The organism is Nonomuraea sp. JJY05 (assembly GCF_043496855.1).
Taxonomy (GTDB): Bacteria; Actinomycetota; Actinomycetes; order Streptosporangiales; family Streptosporangiaceae; genus Nonomuraea.
Genome location: NZ_JBIEIS010000046.1, coordinates 12,658 through 32,006, shown reverse-complemented (window position 1 = coordinate 32,006; position 19,349 = coordinate 12,658). Strand labels below are relative to the sequence as shown.

The following is a 19,349-nucleotide window of genomic DNA, read 5'->3' as shown; positions in this document are numbered from 1 at the left end:
GGTCAATCGTCGCCGTCATCGTCGTCTCCACCGCCACCGCCACCGTCGTCGTCGTCATCGTCGCCGCCACCCGGTCTCGGCGCCGGCGGCCTGACCGGCTCGGCCCTGGTCTGGCGCGGGGCGGGCCGCACGACGCTCCCGCGCGCGGCGGCCTCGTCGCCGTCCCGCGACCCGGTGCTCCTGGCGGGTCCCGGGCCGGTGCTCGTGCCGGCCTTCGGCTTGGCGCTCGCGGTGGGCTTCGGTTTGGGGCCAGTGGTGGGCTGTGGCCTCGCAACGGCAGCGGGCTGGGATCCGGCGTCGGCGGCGGGCCGGCGTCCCGCGTCGGTGGCAGGCCGGGATCCGGCGTCGCCGGCGGGCCGGCGTCCCGCGTCGGCGGCAGGCTCGGATCCGGCGCCGGCGGCAGGCTGGGCCGCCGTGTCCGCGCCGGGCGGTGGGGTCGTGCCCGAGGTGGGCTGCTGTTTCGTGCCGGGGGTGAGCTCGGGTTTCGCGCCCGGGGTGAGGTCTGGCGCGGCGCTCGGGGTCGGCGGGCTGGAGCCCGGCCCGGGGGCGCCGCTCCCGGCGGGGGCCGACATGCCGGCCTCGCCCAGCGCGGGCGTGTGTGACACCACGACGGCCTCACCCAGCTCGGGCTCGCTGTCGGCCGCCCGCACCAGCCCCACCGACATGAACCCCGCCATCGCCGCGGCCAAGGCGAAGAGGACCAACGTTCCCCGATGCTTCATGACCTTGACCTTGACGCCCTTCGAGGAGACCACGCTGAAGCCCAGATGAGAAACCTCTCATCTGCTCACGCTGAGCCGCAGTAGAATCACGCTCTAATTACTGGGGTTCGCCGCCCAAACCGCCTGTTCCCGGGCGGTGGTTTCCCAACGGGAGGTGGGTTTGCCGCTTCTGCCTGCAAAGTCGGGCTTCGGCGGAAGCGGCCACCGGCGGTCCAGGCGGTCGAGATGCGCACGTTCCCGAACGGGCGGAAGCGTCGGCCCGGAACGGGCGGACGCGATGGCCCGGAGCCGGCGGGAGCGACGGCCCACAGCGGGCGGACGCGCTCGGAATCGGAAGGAGTGCAGATGCGGGTACGGGACAAGGTCGTCGTCGTCACGGGTGCCGCCGGTGGGATCGGGAGGGCGATGGCGCTCAGGTTCGCCGCCGAAGGAGCGGCCGGAGTCGTCGTCGCGGACCTCGACGAGGCCGGGGCGATCGCGGTGGCCAAGGAGATCGGTGACCGCGCAACCGCAGTGCGCGTGGACGTGTCCTCGGAGCCGGAGGTGGCCGCCCTGGCCGAGACCCCGTTCGGGCCGGTGGACCTGTTCTGCTCCAACGCCGGCATCATCGGCGGCCACGGCCTGGACGCCTCCGACCAGGAGTGGAGCCGCCTGTACGCGGTGAACGTGCTGGCCCACGTGTACGCCGCCCGCGCCGTCGTACCCACCATGATCGCCCGAGGCGGCGGCTACCTGCTGAACACCTGCTCCGCCGCGGGCCTGATCAGCTGCCCCGGTGACGCCCCGTACGCGGTGACGAAGGCGGCGGCGATCGCGTTCGCGGAGTGGGTGTCCATCCACTACGCCTCGCAGGGCATCAAGGTCAGCGTCCTGTGCCCGCAGGGCGTGCGTACCGGCATGCTGGAGCAGGGCCTGGAGGAGGACCATCTGACGGCGAGGGCCGTGGCCGCCTCGGGCACCATCCTGGATCCGTCGGACGTGGCCACCGCCGTCGTGGAGGGCCTCGAAGCCGAGCGCTTCCACATCTTCCCGCACCCGGAGGTGGCCGAGTTCGTCCACCGCAAGGCCGAGAACCCCGACCGGTGGCTGGCCGGAATGTCGCGCTTCGTCGACTCCCTGACCTCGACCCCCTGACCCGGACTCCGCGCACTTCGGGCTCCGTGACCTCGGGCTCCGTGACCTCGGGCTCCGTGGACCTCGGGCTCCGTGGACCTCGGGCTCCGTGGACCTCGGGCTCCGTGGACCTCGGGCTCCGTGGACCTCGGGCTCCCTGTCCTCGGATTCCCGACCTGGATTCGCAGGTGTGAGTGGAGACTTGGTCCCGCAGCCGCCCGAGTCGCGGATGTCGGACGCCGATCGCGAACGGGTCGCCGCCCAGCTGCGGTCGGCGCCGCTCCGTACGTCGACGACCTCCCCGGCGCTCCCCGGGCCGCGCGGGCGCCGGAGCGCACCGAGTCGCGCAGCGTGGCGACCTCATTGAAGCGGCACGCTCGGTCCTGCCGCCCGGCGCCACCGTGGACATCGACAACGTCGAGTCGGTCGCGAGCCCCGGCCGGGTGAAGGGGGTGCAGGCGTCACCCGTCTGGGCAGGTGAGCGGCATTTCGTGGTACGGGGCAAGCAGAGGGCCGGTCGGCTGCTCGTCCGGCGGCAGCGCCGGTTCTCGCGGTGGCGCCGGTTCTCGCGGTGGCGCCGGTTCTCGCGGCAGCGCCGATTTTGGCGGTGGTGCTGGTGAGGGCGCCGACGGCCACCGTCTGAGCCGTCAGGCGACGTCGAGCAGTATCTTCAGCAGGTCCTGCGGCGCGTCCCGCATGAGGTTGTGCGCGCTGGCCACGGCGTGGGTCGTCCACGAGGGGTCGCGGCGCAGCCGCTCGTAGACGGGCGTGAACGGCGACTCCCCCTCCCACCCCGCCGCGTACACGTACTCCCTGCGGCGCACGTGCGCGAGGTCTCCGGTGAGCCGTAGCGGCTGGAGCACCGAGGCGAGCGGATGGGCCGTGGCGCGCGGGTCGAAGAACGGCATCGGCCGGGTGGCGTAGCCGCTGTCCACCACGTCCACGTACCAGCGCCGCTCCTGCTCGGTGACGAGGCTCCAGCAGGAGTCCCCGTGCTCGGGGACGACGGCGTCGAGGTAGACCAGGTCGCGCACCCGCTCGGGCGCGCGGTCGGCGGCCCCGGTGATCACCATCCCGCCGTAGCTGTGGCCGACGAGGATCGCTTCGGTGATGTTCTCGGCGGCCAGGACGGCGGTCACGTCCTGGATGTGCGTGTCGAGGTTCACCCCGCCGGTCAGCAGGTGGCTGCGCTCGGCGACGCCGGTCAGGGTCAGCGGGTACGCGCGATGCCCCCGGCTTCGCAGTTGCCCGGTGAGCTCGTCGAAGCACCAGCCGCCATGACACATACCGGGGATCAAGATAAATGTCGCCATAAGTCCGGAGCTTAACAGAGATGGTACCGATCGGTTCTATCTTGTCGGATCGAGGACGAGCTTGCCGACGGTCCGGCGGCCACGTAGGTCGGCGTGCGCACGCCGTACCCCCGACATCGGGTCGTCTCGGTGGAGGTGTCCGTGTCCGCGGCGCGAGGTCATGAGCCGCGAGGAATGTCGCTTTGAGTAAGGGGGTACTCATGCGATCCCAGCCGGAGGAGCCGATCCTGGGGCTTCAAGAGGGATCGGCGACGTACTCCAGGGGGATCCATGGCGCCATCGCGGTTACGCGTGCTCATCATGGCCGGAATCCTCGGCCTCGTGGCGGTCCTCGGGATCGCCTGGCTGGCCGGCGTCGCCACGGGTAACGGCGCGGAGCCATTGGCCGGCACCGGTACGAACGCCCCCGCAGGCGACGTGGACGCCCCCGACGGCTCGACGGACGCCCCGGACGGCTCGGCGGATGCGCCCGACGACGGCTCGGCGACCGGCACGCCGGGCGACTCGACCGGCCAGGGCAAGGACGCCGACGGCGGGCAGCCGGCCGGCGACAGGTCCACGCCGCCGGGGACGCGCAACAACCGGCGCAGCGTCCACTGGAACGGCGTGCACCTCGACGGCTCCCCCGGCGACGACGGTTGCGTCACCATCATCAACAAGACCTCCACCGTCGGGACGATCGAGTCCGTCTCCTTCACCGTGCAGTCGGGCCCCGGCCGCGCCACCGCCCGATCGGCCCCCGGCCACTGCGACCCCACCGGCGACCCCTTGTGCCAGGGGGTCCGGCTGAGGGCCGGTTCCCAGTGCCTCGCGGGAGCGATCATCACGGGCGACGCCTCCGACCGCCCGTACGTCATCCAGGCGGTGGTCCGCTTCCGGTACCTGTGCGTCAACGTCGAGGACGCGCCCTGCGACGAGGTCCGCGACTGGGGCGGCCCTCCACCGACGGCGGAGGCGCCGGTGGAGGTGAGCGGCCAGACCTCCAACAACGTCCCACGGTTCGACTACTACATCGGCGACTCGGGCACCTCCCCTGAGGAGTCCCCGACGCCGTCGCCGGACGACGACACCGGCTCCTCCACCGACGACACCGACTCCTCCACCGACGACTCGGACAGCTCGCAGGACGACGCGGACTCCGGATCACAGGACGACGCGGACTCCGCATCGCAAAAGGACGCGGACTCCGGATCGCAGGACGACGAACCGGACACGTCGGATGACGGAACGACCACGGCTCCGGAGGGAGAGTGACCACCACGCACGAGCCCGCGAGCGACCCCGCGACCAGGCAGGACGCGCCGTGCACGCAGGAGACGGCACCCAAGCAAGAAACGGCGGGCGCACAGGAGGCAGCAGTCCCACAGGAGGCAGCGGGCGCGCAGAAGACGAAAACCGGACAGGAGACCAAAGCCGGGCGGGAGACGAAACCCGGGCCGGAGGAGGGAACCGGGCCGGAGGAGGAAGCGACAGCGGCGAGCGGGCAGGAGGCGGTTTCGGCGCGGGTGAGGCAACTCGCCGAGGCCGTAGGCCCCACCACCCTGGCGACCGCGCTGCTCATCTACTTCGGCTACGTGGCGACCCGCGCCCGCTTCGACTACTTCGGCATATCCCTCGACCTGACAGGCCTGTCCAACCAGAGCCTGCTCCTCGACGGCCTCGAAGTCGTGTACGTCCCGGCCGCCCTGATCTGCCTCGGCGCCCTGCTGGTCATCGGCGTCCACGCCGCCGTCTCCCGGCAGCTCGCCCGCCGCCCCGGCGACCCGGTCAACACCTTCCTGGCCGCCGGCATCACGCTCGTCGGCCTGCTCCTGGTCGGCCGCGCGGTGATCGGCATCTTCCTTGGCGACGCCAGCACCAGCGTCGTCATCGGCACGACACCCCTGGCGCTGGCGTCCGGCCCGGCCACTGTGGCGTACGGGATCCACATTCACGGCAAGAACCGCGGCCGCCCGCTCATGTCACCCCGCCTGGCCAGGAACGGCGTGCTGAGCGTGCTGGGCCTGGCCGTCGCCGGCCTGTTCTGGGCCTCCACCACGGTCGCGTGGGCCTACGGCACCGGCCGGGGCGAGCAGGACGCGCGCGAACTGCCCAAACGCGCCGAGGTCATCCTCGACGTGAAGGAGCCGCTGCAGGACGTACCTGTCGGCATCACCCACATCCGGCTGAAGACCACCGGCAAGGATCCGAGCTTCGCGCACCGCTACCGCGGCTTCCGGCTCCTCCTCGCCTCCGGCGGCCGGCTGTTCCTGGTCAACCCGGAGTGGAAGCTCGGCCGCGACCAGACGATCGTGGTCCCGTACGACAACGGCATCCGCGTCCAGCTCATCTCCCAGCCGTGACCAGCGCGCCGGCGGTCTACCCCTCGGGGATGCCGGACTCGGCGCGGTCGGCGTCGATCAGCTCGCCGAGCAGGGTGACCACGGCCGCGGCGACGTCCCGCACCGTGGCGTCGGGAACCGCCGGTTCTGTCTCGAATGCCCGCCGGACGGTACGCGCGAGCAGGTCCGCCTGCTGTTCCCGGCCGCCCGAGGCAGCTCCGGCCCGCAGGAACCCCTCGAACGTCGCCTGGTAGGCGTACCCGAGCTCTTCGACGCTCATGTCCTCGCGGAGCAGGCCGTGCTCGGCGAGCAGCCCCAGGTAGTCGCGGGCCATGGCGGCGTGCCGCTCGTCGCGGGCGGGGTCGGGAGAGCTGGTCAGCTTGCCGACCAGGTCGGGGTCGGCCAGGAGGAAGCTGAGCAGCAGCGGCCGGTCCGCGATGGCCAGGAAATAGGTGCGCGCGAAGCGGTGCAGCAGGCATGCCCGCGGGTCCTCCCGGAGCGCCCGGCGCAGCTCGTCCATCGCCCGGAGCACCTCGCGCGCGAAGACCGCGCTGAACAGCTGCTCCCGGGTCTTCCAGTGCAGGTAGACGGTCCCCTTGCCGATGCCGGCCCCGGCGGCCACGTCGTCGATGGTCACCCGCCGGTAGCCGTGGCGCAGCAGCAGGTCCGCCGCCACGTCGAGGATCCGTGCGGCCCGCTCGGCTCGCTGCTGCGGGTCTCGGAGTCGTTCGGCTCTCACGCCCAGACCATATGACCAAATGCGAAATCTGGTCAACTCACCCCCTGTCGATTGACTAACTTTCAAATCTCGTCATACAGTCACATCCACACACGGCAACCCCCAGGGAGTGAGTCATGAAGGCCAACCCGACAGTCCTGATCTCCGGAGCCGGCATCGGCGGCACCACGCTGGCGTACTGGCTGGCGCGGCACGGCTTCCGGCCCACCGTCGTCGAACGGGCCGCGGGCCTGCGCTCCAGCGGCAACCCCGTGGACGTCCGCGGCCCCGCCGTGAACGTGGCCGACCGCATGGGCGTGATGCCGCGGCTGCGCCAGGCGGCCACGCAGGTGACGGCGATGAGCTTCGTCAACGCCTCCGGCCGCCAGGTCGGGCGGGTCAACATGCGGGCGCTGCAGCAGGCGTCCGGCAGCCGGGAGGTGGAGGTGACGCGCACCGACCTGGCGGCGATCCTGTACGAGGCGAGCCGCGACTCGGCCGAGGTGCTGTTCGGCGACACGATGACCGCGCTGAGCCAGGACGGCGACGGCGTGGACGTCACCTTCGGCAAGGCCGCGCCACGCCGGTTCGACCTCGTCATCGGAGCCGACGGGCTCCACTCGACGACCCGGCGGCTGGCCTTCGGTCCCGAGTCCGAGTTCGTCCGCCACATGGGCCTCTACGTCGCGACGATGCAGCTCAACGGCCCGGCCGACAACCAGCAGGACGTCGTCCTGCACAACGCCCCCGGCCGGCTGGCCTCCGTCCACCCCGTCCACGGCCGCGCCCTGGCGGCCTTCATCTTCCGTCACCCTGAGGTCGACGGCTTCGACCACCGCGACCTCGCGCAGCACAAGCGGATCCTGACCGACGCCTACGCCGGCGGCCGATGGCGCGTGCCCGAGCTGCTGGAGCAGGCCCGCGCCACCGGCGACCTCTGGTTCGACTCGGTCAGCCAGGTGCGCCTCGACTCCTGGGCCAGGGGGCGCGTCGCGCTGCTGGGCGACGCCGCCTCGTCGGTGTCGCTGTTCGGCGACGGTTCCACCCTGGCCATGGCCGGCGCCCACACCCTCGCCGAGGAGCTCGCCGCCACCCCCGCCGACCCGCAGTCGGCCTTCGCGCGGTACGAGGCCCGGCACCGCACTCTGGTGGACCCGCGCCAGGGGAACGTCGCGACGGCCGCGGCCATGATGGTCCCCGCGACCCGCGCCGGGATCGTCGCGCGCAACCTGGCGAGCCGGTTCTGGCCGGCCGCGGCCGCCGCCTCATGGGTCCGCAACCGGCTCACCCCGTCCCGCAAGCTCACCCCCGTGACCGTCTGACCGTGACGGAAGGATCCAAGATGAGCATGCGTTTCCTGTCCCGCTGGTCGCTGCTGACGGCCCTCGCCTGAGCCCGCGGCGCGCTGATGGAGGCGTACCGGGAGATGCTGAACCTGATCAACGTGACGTTCAGCGCCGTCGGCCTGATGGCCAACGCGAGCCTGGTGCTGGTGGCGATCGTGACCTGGCGCGCCGTCCCGCCCCGCTGGGTCGGTGTCCTCATCGGACTCGGTGGCGGGCTGGGCGCGGTCAAGGGCGTACGAGCCTGACGGCGAGGAAGGACGGCCGCTCGGTCAGCTTGTCGTAGGCGGCCTGGTCGATGTCCCGCAGGGCGGCCACCGGGCGCGGCTCGACGACCCGCTCCAGGACGAACCCCGCGGCCAGCAGCTCCCCCAGGAACACCTCCAGCGACATCCGCTGGAAGTGGATCGAGTACGGGCCGTCGCCCAGCGAGAGTTCGACCCAGTCGTCGGCGTGGTAGGAGCCTCCGAAGTGCTGCCAGTCGGCGGTCGGATGGCCGGTCGAGAGCACGAGCCAACCCCCCGGTCGCAGCACCCGGCGCAGCTCACCCAGCAACTGCGCGCGACGGGTGACGTGGGGGAACACCAGCGCGCACACGGCCCCGTCGAACGACGCGTCCTCGGCGAAGTCCAGCGGCTCCTCCAGATCGCGCAGAAGGAGCTCGGCCCGCTCGCCCACCCGCGCCCGCGCGTGGCCCAGCAGCGTGGCGCTGCCGTCGACACCGACCACCTCGGCCCCGCGGGCCAGCAGTTCGGCCGCGTAGTGCCCGGCTCCGCAGCCGACGTCGAGCACCTTCGCGCCGGCGACGTCACCGGCGAGCTCCAGCATCGCGGGCCGGTCGACGTAGGCGTTGTACGGACTGGAGGTGGCATGCGCGGCGAACTGGTCTCCGAGCGCGCCGTGGTAAGCGGTCTCCGGGGGCATCAGCCCATCATGGCACTCCACCCCGCTCTCCACCCTTTGGAGGTGCCGCTCCACCCCGCCCCGTCCCTACCGTCCCAGGTATGGACAAGCACTCTGGACGGCCGGGCAGCCTCTGGCTCGAACTGCTGCGCCGGCTCCTGGACGCCAACGGGGGAAAGATGAACGGCAAGTTCCTGCTCGCGATCGTCGTCGTGGCACTGCTGGTGGTCGTCGGATTCGTGGCCTTCCGGCTTATCTTGGTGGACATGATTCTGACCCTGAAGGACTCGCGCTAGGCGATGCGGGAGGTGTGGGGGCGGGTCGTACGGCTCCTGGCGGCCGACGACCCCGAGACGGGCCGCCTGATCAGGCTGCTGCTGAGCCTGGTCCTCGCCTGGTCGCTCGTGGTCGCCGAGCCCGATCGCGTCCCCGCCCTGATGTGGTCCGCGCTCGGCGGGTCGATGGCGTGCTGGCTGGCCTTCGTCCTGCTCGACGGCCGGTTCCCGTGCGTGGCCGTGGCTCTGCTGGCGGCGGGTTCGGCGGTCGCGGCGTCGGTTTCGGGGTCGGCCGAGTCGGCGCCCACGGTGTTCGTGTTCGCGATGTTGCTGCTGTTCGCGGCGCACGTGACGCCAAGCATGGGAGCGATCGTCGCGGTCACCGTGACCGACCTGGCGCTCATGGCCGGCAGCCTGCTGTGGTGGGAGCAGCCGCGGTCGGCGATCGTGGTCCGCGGGACGGTCGTGCTGCTCACCGTGCTCTTCGCGTTGCAGCGGCGCCAGTACCGACAGGCCCAGCAGGACCGGGCCAGGGCCATGGCGCTCGACGAGCGGACCCGTATCGCCAGGGAGCTCCACGACGTGCTCGCGCACTCCCTCGGCGCCCTCGGGGTGCAGCTGGAGGTCGCCGAGGCCATGCTCACCGAGCGGGGCGACGTGGCGGGGGCGGTGGCGCGCGTCCGCCGGGCGCGGGCGCTGGCCAGGGAAGGGCTGGTCGAGGCCCGCTCGGCGGTGGCGGCGCTGCGCGAGGACGTGCCGCCGCTGCCCGACGCGCTGAGCCTGCTGGTCACCGAGCACCGCAGGGACCACGACGTGCCCGCCGAGCTGCGCACGACCGGCACGCGGCGGCCGATCACCCCGGCGGCGGAGGTCTGCCTGCTGCGTACGGCACGCGAGGCGCTGACCAACGCCGCCAAGCACGCGCCGGGCGAGCCCGTCAGGGTCGAGATCGGCTACGGTGAGGGCGCCGTCCGGCTGGTGGTGCGCAATCCGTACCCGGCCGAAGGCGCGGCGCCGTCAACGGGGCACGGCCTGCAGGGTATGCGCGAGCGGCTGGCGCTCGCCGGCGGGACCCTGAGCGCGGGGCCGTCGGAGGGCCTGTGGGAGGTACGGGCGGAGGTGCCGGAATGAAGGTCCTGGTCGTGGACGACCAGCAGCTCATGCGCGAGGGCCTGGTGGCGCTGCTGGACCTGGTCGACGACGTGGAAGTGGTGGGCGACGCCGGGGACGGCGAACAGGCACTGCGGCTGGTGGCCGAGCTGCGTCCCGAGGTCGTGCTCATGGACCTGCGCATGCCCGTGATGGACGGCGTCGAGGCCACGCGGCGGATCGCCCGCGCGCATCCGGAGGTGGCCGTCGTGGTGCTGACGACCTACGACGACGACCGGTCCGTGGACTCCGCCCTGCTGGCCGGGGCCTGCGGCTACCTCACCAAGGACGCCGGGCGCGCGGAGATCGCCGCCGCCCTGCGCTCGGCCGCCGCCGGGCAGTCGACGTTCTCGGCCGCGGTGTCCCGCCGGCTGGTCGAGGCGCTGTCCCGCGCCGCGCCGCCGCCGGTCTCGGTCTGTCCCGACGGGCTGACCGTACGGGAGGTCGAGGTGCTGAGGCTCGTCGCCCGGGGTCTGAGCAACGCGGAGATCGGCTCGGCGCTCTTCATCGCGGAGACGACCGTCAAGACGCACATCAACAACGCCTTCGCCAAGATCGGCGTGCGCAACCGCACGGAGGCCGCCGCCTACGCGCGCGACAACCTGATGTAGCGCCTCCGCCTGGGCCAGCGGGCCGATGGAGAATGACATAGGCTCGTTCTCGATCCGGACAGCTGACCACGGGGAGATGGGTTCATGCCGTCAGGAGCACGCGACGGCGCCGAGGCGGGCCGTCCGGTCGGGGGGCCGGGCCTGGGCGCGTTATTACGCAGTTGGCGCGAGCGGGCGCTGCTGACTCAGGAGCAGGTGGCGGCGCGAGCGGGGCTCAACGTCCGCACCGTTCGCCGGTTGGAGGCGGATGAGCTGCGGCGGCCGCGCAGCGCGTCGGTGCGCTTGCTGGCCGAGGCGCTGGGCCTGGACGCCGCGGAGGTGTCCGTTCTGACGCGCGCCGCGAACGGCTTTTCCGAAAGCGCGCGGCCGACACCGCGGCAGTTGCCCGCCGACGCGGCGGCGTTCGTCGGCCGGGCACGGGAGCTGGCCGTTCTCGACGACGTCGGCGACGCGGCCACCGTGATGGTCACCGCCATCGACGGCATGGCGGGAGTGGGCAAGACCGCGCTGGCCGTGCATGCCGCGTACCAGCTGGCTCCGGGCTTTCCCGACGGTGATCTGTTCCTCGACCTGCACGGCCACACGCGGGGCATGGCCGCGGCCGACCCGGCCGACGCGCTCGCCCGCGTGCTGGGGGTGCTGGGCGTGCCAGGGGAGTCGATTCCGCAGCACCTCGACGACCGGGCCGCGCTCTATCGCAGCGTGCTGGCCGAGCGGAAGATGCTGATCGTCCTGGACAACGCCGCCGACGAGGCCCAGGTGCGGCCGCTGCTGCCGGGTGCGGGCGGCTGCCTGGTGCTGGTGACGAGCCGGCGGCGGCTGGTCGGGCTGGACGACGCCCGTACGGTGTCGGTCGACGTGTTGCCGCTCGCGGACGCGATCGCGCTGTTCACCGGCACCGCCGGCGAGAACCGGGTGGCGGGCGTGCCGCGGGAGGTGCTGGCCGCGGTGGTACGGCGGTGCGGGCTGTTGCCGCTGGCCATCCGCCTGGCCGCGGCCCGGCTGAAGGCCCATCCGGCCTGGAGCGTGCGGCACCTGTTGCAGCGGCTGGAAGAGCATCAGCACCTGCTGAGCGAGCTGCGGGCCGGGCAGCACAGCGTCACCGCCGCGCTCGACCTGTCCTACGAGGAGCTCACCTCCGCCGAGCGGCGGGCGTACCGGCTGCTGGGGCTGCATCCCGGCGTGGACCTAGCGCCCGACGCGGCCGCCGCGCTGCTGGCCACCACCGTCAAGCAGGCCTCGACGCTGCTGGATCGGCTGCTGGAGGTCCACCTGCTGCAGGAGCCGGTTCCGGGCCGCTACCGATTCCACGACCTGATCAGGACACATGCCGCCGAACGGGCCGCCGGCGAAGAGCCCGAGTCCGATCGTCGCGCCGCGTCGGCGCGGCTGCTGAACCACTACAGCCGCGCGGCATCGGCGGCGATGGACGTCCTCTATCCCTACGAGGCGGACATGCGGCCGCGGCTCGCGCCGGGCGAGGTGGCGCCGCCCGCGGTGGCCGACGCCGCCGCGTGGCTCGAGACCGAGCTGTCCAACATGCTCAGCCTCGCGCAGCTGGCCACCGAGCAGGGGTTCTCCGAACACGTCCGGCACCTGTCGGCCACCCTGCACCGGTGCCTGCGCACCCGCGGCCGGTATGTCGAGGCCGAGACGCTCCTCGAGTGGGCGCTGTCGGCGGCCCGGGCCGCCGAATACCGTACGGGCGAGCTGGAGGCCCTCCTCGGGCTCGGCGAGATCCGCCAGATGCGATGCCGCTACGAGGCGGCCCTGGAGGACAGCTCCCGCGCCCTGGCCATCGCCTGCGCCATCGGCCATCGAGCGGGCGAGTTACGGGCGCTGAACGGCATCGGCATGGTCCGCGGGTTCCAGGGAGAGTACGCGCGGGCCTCCGAGCACTTCGCGCAGGCGCTGGACATCGCCCGGGCGATCGGTCACCGTACGGGTGAGCTGGACGCGTTGATCGCCGCGGGCAACGTCCACCGGATCATGGGGTGGTACGAGAAGAGTGCCGACGAGCTGGCGCGGGCGCTCGTCATCGCCCGCTCCATCGGCCACCGCACCGGCGAGTTACGGGCGCTGCTCGGCATCGGCTTCATCCACCTCGGGCAGGACGCGCTCGGCCCGGCCACCGACTACTTCACGCGGGCCCTGGGCCTGGCCCGCGGCACCGGGCATCGGCTCGGCGAGCTCGACAGCCTCAACGGCCTGGGCCACCTGCACCGCTTCCAAGGACGGTACGAGCAGGCGTACGACTGCTACGACCAGGCCCTCCGCCTGGCGTGCGAGATCGGCAACAGCAACTGGCAGTTCGAAGCCCTCCACGGCATGGGCCGGCTGCAGCATGCCCGCGGCCACGCCGACCAGGCGCTCGACTGCCACCGCCAGGCGCTGGACCTGGCCTCGGAGCTGCGCCAGCCGAGCGACCAGGCCCGCGCCCACGACGGCCTCGCCCACGCCCACGCCGGGATCGGCCGGCACGACCACGCGCGGCGCCATTGGGCCGAAGCCCTGGCCATCCTGTCCGCCCTCGGCATCGGCCGGACCGAAGAGGCAGGGGTGGACACCGAGAGCATCCGCGCCCACCTGGCGTCGGCCGATACGTATCAGTTGCCCGCGGCCGGCCCGTAAGCGCACGGCGGGGCCGTGCCCGGCTGGATCCGGACGCGAAGCACCTGGCGGAGCTCGGGCGGCACGCTTCCGCGCCCCACGCAGAGCACCTGGCTCGCGCCCGAACGGCCGGTGAGCACGGCCTGGCAGCCGGGAACCGGCTGGTTGTCGAACGTGTCGACCTGGAACAGCTCCACCGGGTAGTCCCGCGGCGGCTGGCAGGTCCCGTAGACGAAACTGACGCCGGCGGTCCCGCTGAACAACGTGAGCCGTCCGGTGGCCGCGTGCGCCGTTCCCGTCGTGCCCGCCAGCGTCAGGCAGGCCAGCGCCGACCCGGTGAGCAGTGCTTTGGTCATCGATTTCATGGCGCGAGTGTCGATTGTCGCCGTCCGAACATCCAGGGCAATAACCGGCTATTTCCCGGACATATCACGGAAGATCTGACGCTTTACCGTACTGAGATATACCGAATTCGCTACTGTCGCATCCATCCCATAGGAGAGGAAACACCTGGATGCGACCCTTAACCGCCATTCTCGCCGCCGCGCTCGCCGCGACCTCGCTCCTCCCTGCCTCCGCCCTGGCCCAGTCCGCCCGGAGCGGGGAGAGCACCGCTGCCACCAGCGCGCCGGCGAAGGCGACCAGCGGTAAGGCGACCTTCTACGAACTCCGGTCCGGGGGCGGCAACTGCTCCTATCCGTCGCCGCCCGCCGGCGGCCTCTACGTCGCGCTCTCCCGCGGCGAGTACGCCGCCGCGGCCGCCTGCGGCGGCTACCTGAGCGTCACCGGGCCGAAGGGCTCCGTGCAGGTCAAGGTCGTCGACCAGTGCCCTGAGTGCCCTGCCGGACACATCGATCTGAGCCGCAAGGCCTTCGCCCGCGTCGCGGACCCCGGCAAGGGCATGGTGGGGGTCACCTACCGCCCGGCCGCCAACCCGAAGCTCGGCAAACCGCTCTCCTTCCGCGTCAAGGAGGGGTCGTCGCAGTGGTGGCTGGCCCTGCTGGTCATCGACCACGGCAACCCGCTCGCCTCGGTCGAGGTGAAGAGCGCCGGCGGCGCGTGGCGCAAGCTGGCCCGGGCCGACTACAACTACTGGGTGGCCGAGTCCGGCGCGGGCCAGGGCCCCTTCTCCGTGCGGGTCACCGACACCCGCGGCCACCGGGTCACCGCCAACGGCGTCCGCCTGGCTCCGGCCACCGTCCAGCGCACCACCACGAAGATGTACTGAACGCGGGCGCCACCGGGCGGGGCCGGACGGCGTGCGACCGACCGCCGGTCACAGCCGGAACCGGTGCCGGTACGCCGACGGCGCGACACCCAGCACCCGCAGGAACGCCTGGCGCATCGTCTCCTGCGAGCCGAAGCCGCACGCTTTGGCGATTTCCGGCACGGCGGCGTCCCCCGACTCCAGCCGCGCCTGCGCCGCTTCCACCCGCAGCCGCTCCACGAACTGGGCCGGCGTCGACCCCAGCTCGCGGCGGAACAGGCGGGTCAGGTGACGCTCGCTGACGGCGAGGTTGGCGGCCATCGTGGTGAGGCGATGGTCCGCGGTCAGGTCCGCGGCGACCAGATCGAGCGCCCGGCGTACGGTCGGGTTGCGGGGCGCGGGAGCGGCGCCCGGGACGCTGAACTGGCGTTGCCCGCCTGGGCGCTGCAGGAACACGACGAGGTGCCTGGCCACCGCACGGGCCCGATCCTCGCCCTGGTCCTCGCCGACGAGCGCCAGCGCGAGGTCGATCCCGGCGGTGACACCCGCTGACGTGACGATCGAGCCGTCGCGTACGTAAATGGCGTTCGGCTCCACCGTGACGCCCGGGAACCGCGCCGCGAACTCGGCACAGGCGTCCCAGTGCGTCGTGGCCCGGCGGCCGTCGAGCAGCCCGGCCTCGGCGAGCAGCAGCGCGCCCGTGCAGACGGACACCACCCGCCGGGCCCGCGGCGCCAGCTCCCGCAACCTGTCGACCAGCGCGGACCCGAGAACCCCTGACGACCCCCTCGGATAGCCCGGCACGACCAGCGTGTCCACGGCGAGGTCCGGATCCGACAGCGCACCATCCACGCTCAGCGTGATGCCGACATCGCTGCGAACGGGCCGCCCGTCCGGCGAAGCCAGCCGCACCCGATACCCACCGGCGTCGTTGAAGACCTGAACGGGGCCGGCCACGTCGAGCAGCAACACTCCGTCGGACACAGCGAAGACCACTTCGTCGGACCGATTCGTCATCACATGGGTAGTCTGTGGCGCACGACGAGTGTCCACAAGGACACCTATTCCACGGATCTGGACATAGGGAGCGCTTTTGGTCGCTTTCGCCTGTGCAGGGTGCGGTGCCCTCCTGACCGTGAGGCCGATCGCATGACTCCTGCTTCCGCCGCCCGGCGGCTGCCCCTGGCCCTGGCCGCCGTGGTGCTTCTCGCTCTGGTCGTCTCGGGCGTGCGGCCCTACGACCGGCTCACCTGGCTCCTGGAGACCTTCTGGGTGATCGGCGCTCTGCCGCTCCTGGTGGTGCTCTGGCGGCGCTTCCCGCTCACCACGCTGCTGTGCTGCCTGCTGGCCGTCCACGCGCTGGTTCTGATCGTCGGCGGGTACTACACCTATGCGCGGGTCCCGCTCGGGCACTGGCTGCAGGACGTGCTGGCGCTGTCGCGCAACCCCTATGACCGCATCGGCCATCTGATGCAGGGATTCGTGCCCGCGATCCTGTTCCGCGAGGTGCTGGCGCGGACCTCCCCCCTGCGCGGCAGCGCGTGGCTGGCCCCGCTGACCGTCTGCGTCTGCCTGGCCTTCAGCGCCTTCTTCGAGATGCTGGAGTGGTGGTCGGCGCTCGCGGCCGGGGAGGCGGCCGACGCCTTCCTCGCCGTCCAGGGCGACCAGTGGGACACCCAATGGGACATGGCCTGCGCCCTCATCGGCGCCGTCACGTCCCTCCTGCTCCTCTCCCGCCTGCACGACCGCCAGCTCGCGCGACTGTGCCCACCCCCGGGTTGAGGAGGCCCGCAATGCTTCGGTACCCGACTTCTTGACCCGCCACCTGGATGGTGAGGTCCCGGAACGACACCGGCTTGGTCGCGGTCTGGGAAGCGGTCGTCCGTTCTAGGCGACGACCGCGAGCAAGGTCGTCATGGCCGCGGTGAGCTCCGGGTCGCCGTTCCGGGTCGAGCGTGCGCGAGCCTCCTCGACGGTGATGCCCCTGGTCGCCAGCCGCCAGAAGGTGTCCTGGTCCATCGAGACCCGCGCGGCCGGCCGGTCGCCGGACGTCACCATCTGCCATCGGCCACCCTGCCAGGCCACGCTCCACTGCCCGCCGGCCGGCCCGAGCACCTCCAGGAGAGCCGCTGTGCCGCCGGGGCGTTCGTACGTCCTCAAGGTGTGCGGCAGGGCACGTGCGAAGACGTCCAGCACCGGCGCCATGAGATCGGGCCGCGTGGCTCCGGGCCGGCGAACCGCGTCGCGGATCTGCTGCTGGTGAACCCAGAACTCGGTGTATTCGCGGCCGATGTCGAGCCAGGCGGGGCTGTCGACGTCCGTGGCGGCCCAGGACACGTTCAGGTCGGCGGGCGCGTGCAGGTCGCGTGCCGCCCAGAGGGCGTCCAGCTGCGATCCCAGGTGTTCCAGCAGGTGGATCAGCAGTTGCGGGCTGACCTGGCGGCCGGCCCGGACGAACTCGTCGTTGGTCCGCGCCAGGTAGGCGGGCAGCGTCTCGTCGTCGGCGAAGACGGCGCCCCCGTACCCGTCGCGGCTGCCCGACAGGCGCCGCATGTAGTCGTTGAGGACGTGACCGGCGACGTCGTGCACGTCCCAGCCAGGACAGATCGTCGGTTCGGCCCAGTCCGCCGGCTCCAGGGCACGCAGCAGGTCCAGCAGGGCCTGCCGCTCACGCGGGAACAGGGGACGCACGTCGATGACCGGGCCGAAGATCGCCATGACGCGACCCTACTGAACCGCCGTCTCCAGAGAGAACCCGATTTCGAGCCGGCCCAACCTGCGATGAGGGCGATGACCGCGCGGTGAGCCGGGACGGCAACGGGCGTCGCCGTACGAAATGAACACGGCATCGCGCCGGCGACGCCTGGCTTTCGATCACGGAGCCGGACGGCCCACCCTCAGGTCAGGGACCGGAAGGCGCTGCCTGGTGGCGGTCATTTCTCGGGGCCGAGCAGTTCGGCCACGACGTGCAGGTCGTCAGGTGCCGCCGTCAGCTCGAAGTCATCGAGTTCGGGGTGAGTACAGAGGAGCGCCACGTACATCGCGTACGGGCGCACCTCCTTCAGCTCCGACCGCTCGAGTTCCCTCCAGGACCGGACGGACGCGCCGGTCAGGTCGATCTCCTCGTACGGCCCGCGCCAGGTCATGCGGCGCTCGACGTACCGCAGGGTGCCCATCTGCCAGAACAGATCGAGGAATACGCCGCCTCTGACCTCTACGCTCCCCCGGAGCGGCTCGGTGGAGATGTGGACGCCCAGGTGCAGACGCGCGAATGAAGCTCAGTCGCAGTGCACGTTGTTGAGCTCGAGGGTCACCCAGTCCGGTACGGTGCCGGCAACGTCGATGCACTGGCCGGGCGCGGAGACGTACACCGGGCCGGCGTAGTACTTGAACTGTCCGGCATTGGTCTTCTCACCGCTGCCGTCGCCCCGCGAGATCGTGACTCTCTTCCAGCTCGTGGTGTTGGCGTAGGCGCCGTAACCGTAGGTCAGGGCGCAGTTCTTTCTCTCGCTGGAGCTGTAGTGCACCTCCAGCGTGCCCGTGCGGGTCCCGTCCCCTCTGCTGATGGCGTAGACCCCGACCCGGGAGTAGCTGCTGCCACAGGGGCCGGCCGCGCCGGCCGGAGCGGCGCCCGCTACCAGCGTGGTGGTGGCGACCAGAGTCGCGCCGGACAGGAGGGTCGCCAGCTTGCGTGCGCGCACGAATATCCTTTCGATTGCCATTGGTGTGATCATGATTACCGGCGATCCACGGCCACCACCGGCGATCATGCTCCATGTGACGGTTCGCACATCGATACCTCCGTGGCCCGTTTCGTGTGTGCGTAGGTGCTGCGAGGGGCCCGGCGTGGATACGTCGATTACAGCGTGGCATCTGGGCCGGCGGCGGACCCGCACGAGTGGCCGCACCTGCGCCCCCGGCATGAGCAGTTGCCAGCGCAGGACAAGGAATGTGATGAGTACCCGTTCGTGGTGACATCCCAAGACGCAGGAAATGGGGACGGAAACTACTCCGTTCTTGCCCTCGACGCCGGCCACAGCTCGAATGAAGGCTGGCATCGCGCCGTCTTCTTCGCACGATACAGAGTAGGTGGCGGAAACCACTTTCTGGGTCTCCGTCGTGCCGTAAGTGGATTTGCCGCCGGGCGTAATGCGGGCGGCCTGTTCATCAGGGAATGGATTGAATGACCGGTCGCGATCACCTCTACGAACTGCTCTGCTCCTACGACGATGCGGAAGATCCGCTCCCCGCCTTCTACGCGGTCTGGTGTGAGGGTCTCGACAAACGGGAAGTGGCGCGCCGCCTGGGCGCCGACCTGGGTTCGGCCACTGCGGCCACATTCGGCGACTGCGCCGGCATCACCATGCACGCCTACGGCGATCGGGCCATCCTCGTGGGAAAGGCCGGCACGTGGATTGCCGTGATAGGTGACCGTCCATGCGCGAGCGGCTCCGCGCTGAAAGCAATCTCCGACGATGGCGTCAGGGCCATCAGCATGGGATGGAGCCCAGGAGGGCCAGGCCCGGTCACCTATGCGGTCGACGGGACGATCGTCACACAATTCGAGATCACAAATCCAAATGTGCGGTCCGGCGCAGCTCCGGACGCGCTGGATTCGCATATGACCGGGCTGCGTTTCCATCTCAATGGCGATCAGATGGGAGAGGAAGCTCCCGTTGAAGTAGCCGAAAGCATCACCTCGGCATTGAGGCTCATCGGGCGGGTCACCGGAGTGGAAATCAACAAGAGATGGCTGGGCGCCGTCCACGCCCTTTACGTGATCCCGGAAGGTGAGCCCGGATGATGGACTTCCGCCCCGCGCCCCTTTCGTGCCTCGGCTCGTCAGTCTGGCGACGTTCCCGAGCCGTTGCACGCTGCCCTGGAGCAAGAGGTCTTTCGGCGCTGTGCGGACGAGCGGTCGCCACCGGCTCGAGGATCTCGGTCGGCCCGCGTTCCACCACTGGCGTGGTCACGCCGATCTCGCCAGTTCGTCACCATTGAGCGCACCGGGTGGGATCTCCCTTGATGGGGCCGACGACTGATCAGCACCCGGTGGTCTGTCGG

21 protein-coding genes are annotated in these 19,349 nt (G+C 71.4%); 12 read left to right on the top strand and 9 right to left on the bottom strand.

The annotated features are described in order from the left end of the window. Nucleotides 1-2: 2 nt before the first annotated feature. Entirely contained in the window at nucleotides 3-722 is a 720-nt protein-coding gene (locus ACFKCF_RS48540) for a hypothetical protein (RefSeq protein WP_394502393.1), read from the bottom strand. Between the two features lie 345 nt (nucleotides 723-1,067). Here ACFKCF_RS48540 and ACFKCF_RS48535 point away from each other — a divergent pair, with 345 nt between their 5' ends. Beyond that, nucleotides 1,068-1,856: an SDR family oxidoreductase gene (locus tag ACFKCF_RS48535; protein ID WP_394502391.1), complete on the top strand. Its 789-nt coding sequence runs from the start codon at nucleotides 1,068-1,070 to the stop codon at nucleotides 1,854-1,856. 626 nt (nucleotides 1,857-2,482) lie between these two features. Here the strand turns inward: ACFKCF_RS48535 and ACFKCF_RS48530 are convergent. Then, on the bottom strand, nucleotides 2,483-3,148 hold the full coding sequence (locus ACFKCF_RS48530) for an alpha/beta fold hydrolase (RefSeq protein ID WP_394502389.1): 666 nt from the start codon (nucleotides 3,146-3,148) through the stop codon (nucleotides 2,483-2,485). A 270-nt stretch (nucleotides 3,149-3,418) separates the two neighbouring features. Between ACFKCF_RS48530 and ACFKCF_RS48525 the strand changes: the two genes are divergently transcribed. Together ACFKCF_RS48525 and ACFKCF_RS48520 are read left to right on the top strand one after the other, a co-directional pair. Beyond that, entirely contained in the window at nucleotides 3,419-4,402 is a 984-nt protein-coding gene (locus ACFKCF_RS48525; RefSeq protein WP_394502387.1) for a hypothetical protein, read from the top strand. Further along, nucleotides 4,399-5,490 (top strand): hypothetical protein, encoded by a 1,092-nt coding sequence (locus ACFKCF_RS48520; RefSeq protein ID WP_394502385.1) that lies wholly within the window; start codon nucleotides 4,399-4,401, stop codon nucleotides 5,488-5,490. The genes ACFKCF_RS48525 and ACFKCF_RS48520 overlap by 4 nt, the downstream gene beginning before the upstream one ends. A gap of 16 nt (nucleotides 5,491-5,506) precedes the next feature. Here ACFKCF_RS48520 and ACFKCF_RS48515 read toward each other — a convergent pair whose 3' ends face one another. Beyond that, the gene (locus ACFKCF_RS48515) at nucleotides 5,507-6,208 is read right to left on the bottom strand and encodes a TetR/AcrR family transcriptional regulator (RefSeq protein WP_394502383.1); all 702 of its coding nucleotides are present in this window, start codon (nucleotides 6,206-6,208) and stop codon (nucleotides 5,507-5,509) included. A 116-nt stretch (nucleotides 6,209-6,324) separates the two neighbouring features. Between ACFKCF_RS48515 and ACFKCF_RS48510 the strand changes: the two genes are divergently transcribed. Together ACFKCF_RS48510 and ACFKCF_RS48505 are read left to right on the top strand one after the other, a co-directional pair. Beyond that, a complete protein-coding gene (locus tag ACFKCF_RS48510; RefSeq protein ID WP_394502381.1) occupies nucleotides 6,325-7,509 on the top strand; it encodes an FAD-dependent monooxygenase in 1,185 nt (394 codons plus the stop codon). A 104-nt stretch (nucleotides 7,510-7,613) separates the two neighbouring features. Beyond that, on the top strand, nucleotides 7,614-7,778 hold the full coding sequence (locus ACFKCF_RS48505; protein WP_394502378.1) for a hypothetical protein: 165 nt from the start codon (nucleotides 7,614-7,616) through the stop codon (nucleotides 7,776-7,778). Here the strand turns inward: ACFKCF_RS48505 and ACFKCF_RS48500 are convergent. After that, on the bottom strand, nucleotides 7,759-8,454 hold the full coding sequence (locus ACFKCF_RS48500; protein WP_394502376.1) for a class I SAM-dependent methyltransferase: 696 nt from the start codon (nucleotides 8,452-8,454) through the stop codon (nucleotides 7,759-7,761). The genes ACFKCF_RS48505 and ACFKCF_RS48500 overlap by 20 nt on opposite strands. 80 nt (nucleotides 8,455-8,534) lie before the next feature. Between ACFKCF_RS48500 and ACFKCF_RS48495 the strand changes: the two genes are divergently transcribed. The 4 genes from ACFKCF_RS48495 (at nucleotide 8,535) to ACFKCF_RS48480 (ending at nucleotide 13,099) form a co-directional block, all read left to right on the top strand. Further along, nucleotides 8,535-8,729: a hypothetical protein gene (locus tag ACFKCF_RS48495; RefSeq protein WP_357727000.1), complete on the top strand. Its 195-nt coding sequence runs from the start codon at nucleotides 8,535-8,537 to the stop codon at nucleotides 8,727-8,729. 3 nt (nucleotides 8,730-8,732) lie between these two features. Beyond that, the gene (locus tag ACFKCF_RS48490) at nucleotides 8,733-9,839 is read left to right on the top strand and encodes a sensor histidine kinase (RefSeq protein ID WP_394502373.1); all 1,107 of its coding nucleotides are present in this window, start codon (nucleotides 8,733-8,735) and stop codon (nucleotides 9,837-9,839) included. Further along, nucleotides 9,836-10,468, top strand: a complete 633-nt coding sequence (locus ACFKCF_RS48485) for a response regulator (protein ID WP_394502371.1) — start codon at nucleotides 9,836-9,838, stop codon at nucleotides 10,466-10,468. The genes ACFKCF_RS48490 and ACFKCF_RS48485 overlap by 4 nt, the downstream gene beginning before the upstream one ends. An 84-nt stretch (nucleotides 10,469-10,552) precedes the next feature. After that, entirely contained in the window at nucleotides 10,553-13,099 is a 2,547-nt protein-coding gene (locus ACFKCF_RS48480) for an ATP-binding protein (protein ID WP_394502369.1), read from the top strand. Here the strand turns inward: ACFKCF_RS48480 and ACFKCF_RS48475 are convergent. Beyond that, entirely contained in the window at nucleotides 13,075-13,443 is a 369-nt protein-coding gene (locus ACFKCF_RS48475; RefSeq protein WP_394502366.1) for a hypothetical protein, read from the bottom strand. The genes ACFKCF_RS48480 and ACFKCF_RS48475 overlap by 25 nt on opposite strands. Before the next feature lie 149 nt (nucleotides 13,444-13,592). On the opposite strand from ACFKCF_RS48475, the gene ACFKCF_RS48470 reads away from it, so the two are divergent. After that, nucleotides 13,593-14,306, top strand: a complete 714-nt coding sequence (locus ACFKCF_RS48470) for an expansin EXLX1 family cellulose-binding protein (RefSeq protein WP_394502364.1) — start codon at nucleotides 13,593-13,595, stop codon at nucleotides 14,304-14,306. 48 nt (nucleotides 14,307-14,354) lie between these two features. Here the strand turns inward: ACFKCF_RS48470 and ACFKCF_RS48465 are convergent, their stop codons facing one another. Next, complete coding sequence (locus ACFKCF_RS48465) at nucleotides 14,355-15,302, bottom strand: GlxA family transcriptional regulator (RefSeq protein WP_394502362.1); 948 nt, start codon at nucleotides 15,300-15,302, stop codon at nucleotides 14,355-14,357. Between the two features lie 132 nt (nucleotides 15,303-15,434). On the opposite strand from ACFKCF_RS48465, the gene ACFKCF_RS48460 reads away from it, so the two are divergent. Then, nucleotides 15,435-16,067: a DUF2238 domain-containing protein gene (locus ACFKCF_RS48460; RefSeq protein WP_394502360.1), complete on the top strand. Its 633-nt coding sequence runs from the start codon at nucleotides 15,435-15,437 to the stop codon at nucleotides 16,065-16,067. 105 nt (nucleotides 16,068-16,172) lie between these two features. On the opposite strand, the gene ACFKCF_RS48455 is transcribed toward ACFKCF_RS48460, so the two are convergent. From ACFKCF_RS48455 to ACFKCF_RS48445, 3 genes are all read right to left on the bottom strand, one after another. Beyond that, nucleotides 16,173-17,003, bottom strand: coding sequence for a maleylpyruvate isomerase family mycothiol-dependent enzyme (locus ACFKCF_RS48455; RefSeq protein WP_394502358.1), 831 nt, complete (start codon nucleotides 17,001-17,003; stop codon nucleotides 16,173-16,175). Between the two features lie 215 nt (nucleotides 17,004-17,218). After that, entirely contained in the window at nucleotides 17,219-17,461 is a 243-nt protein-coding gene (locus tag ACFKCF_RS48450; protein WP_394502356.1) for a hypothetical protein, read from the bottom strand. 102 nt (nucleotides 17,462-17,563) lie between these two features. After that, entirely contained in the window at nucleotides 17,564-17,986 is a 423-nt protein-coding gene (locus ACFKCF_RS48445; protein WP_394502354.1) for a hypothetical protein, read from the bottom strand. A gap of 482 nt (nucleotides 17,987-18,468) precedes the next feature. On the opposite strand from ACFKCF_RS48445, the gene ACFKCF_RS48440 reads away from it, so the two are divergent. Then, a complete protein-coding gene (locus ACFKCF_RS48440) occupies nucleotides 18,469-19,089 on the top strand; it encodes a DUF6461 domain-containing protein (RefSeq protein WP_394502352.1) in 621 nt (206 codons plus the stop codon). The last annotated feature ends 260 nt before the right edge of the window (nucleotides 19,090-19,349 follow it).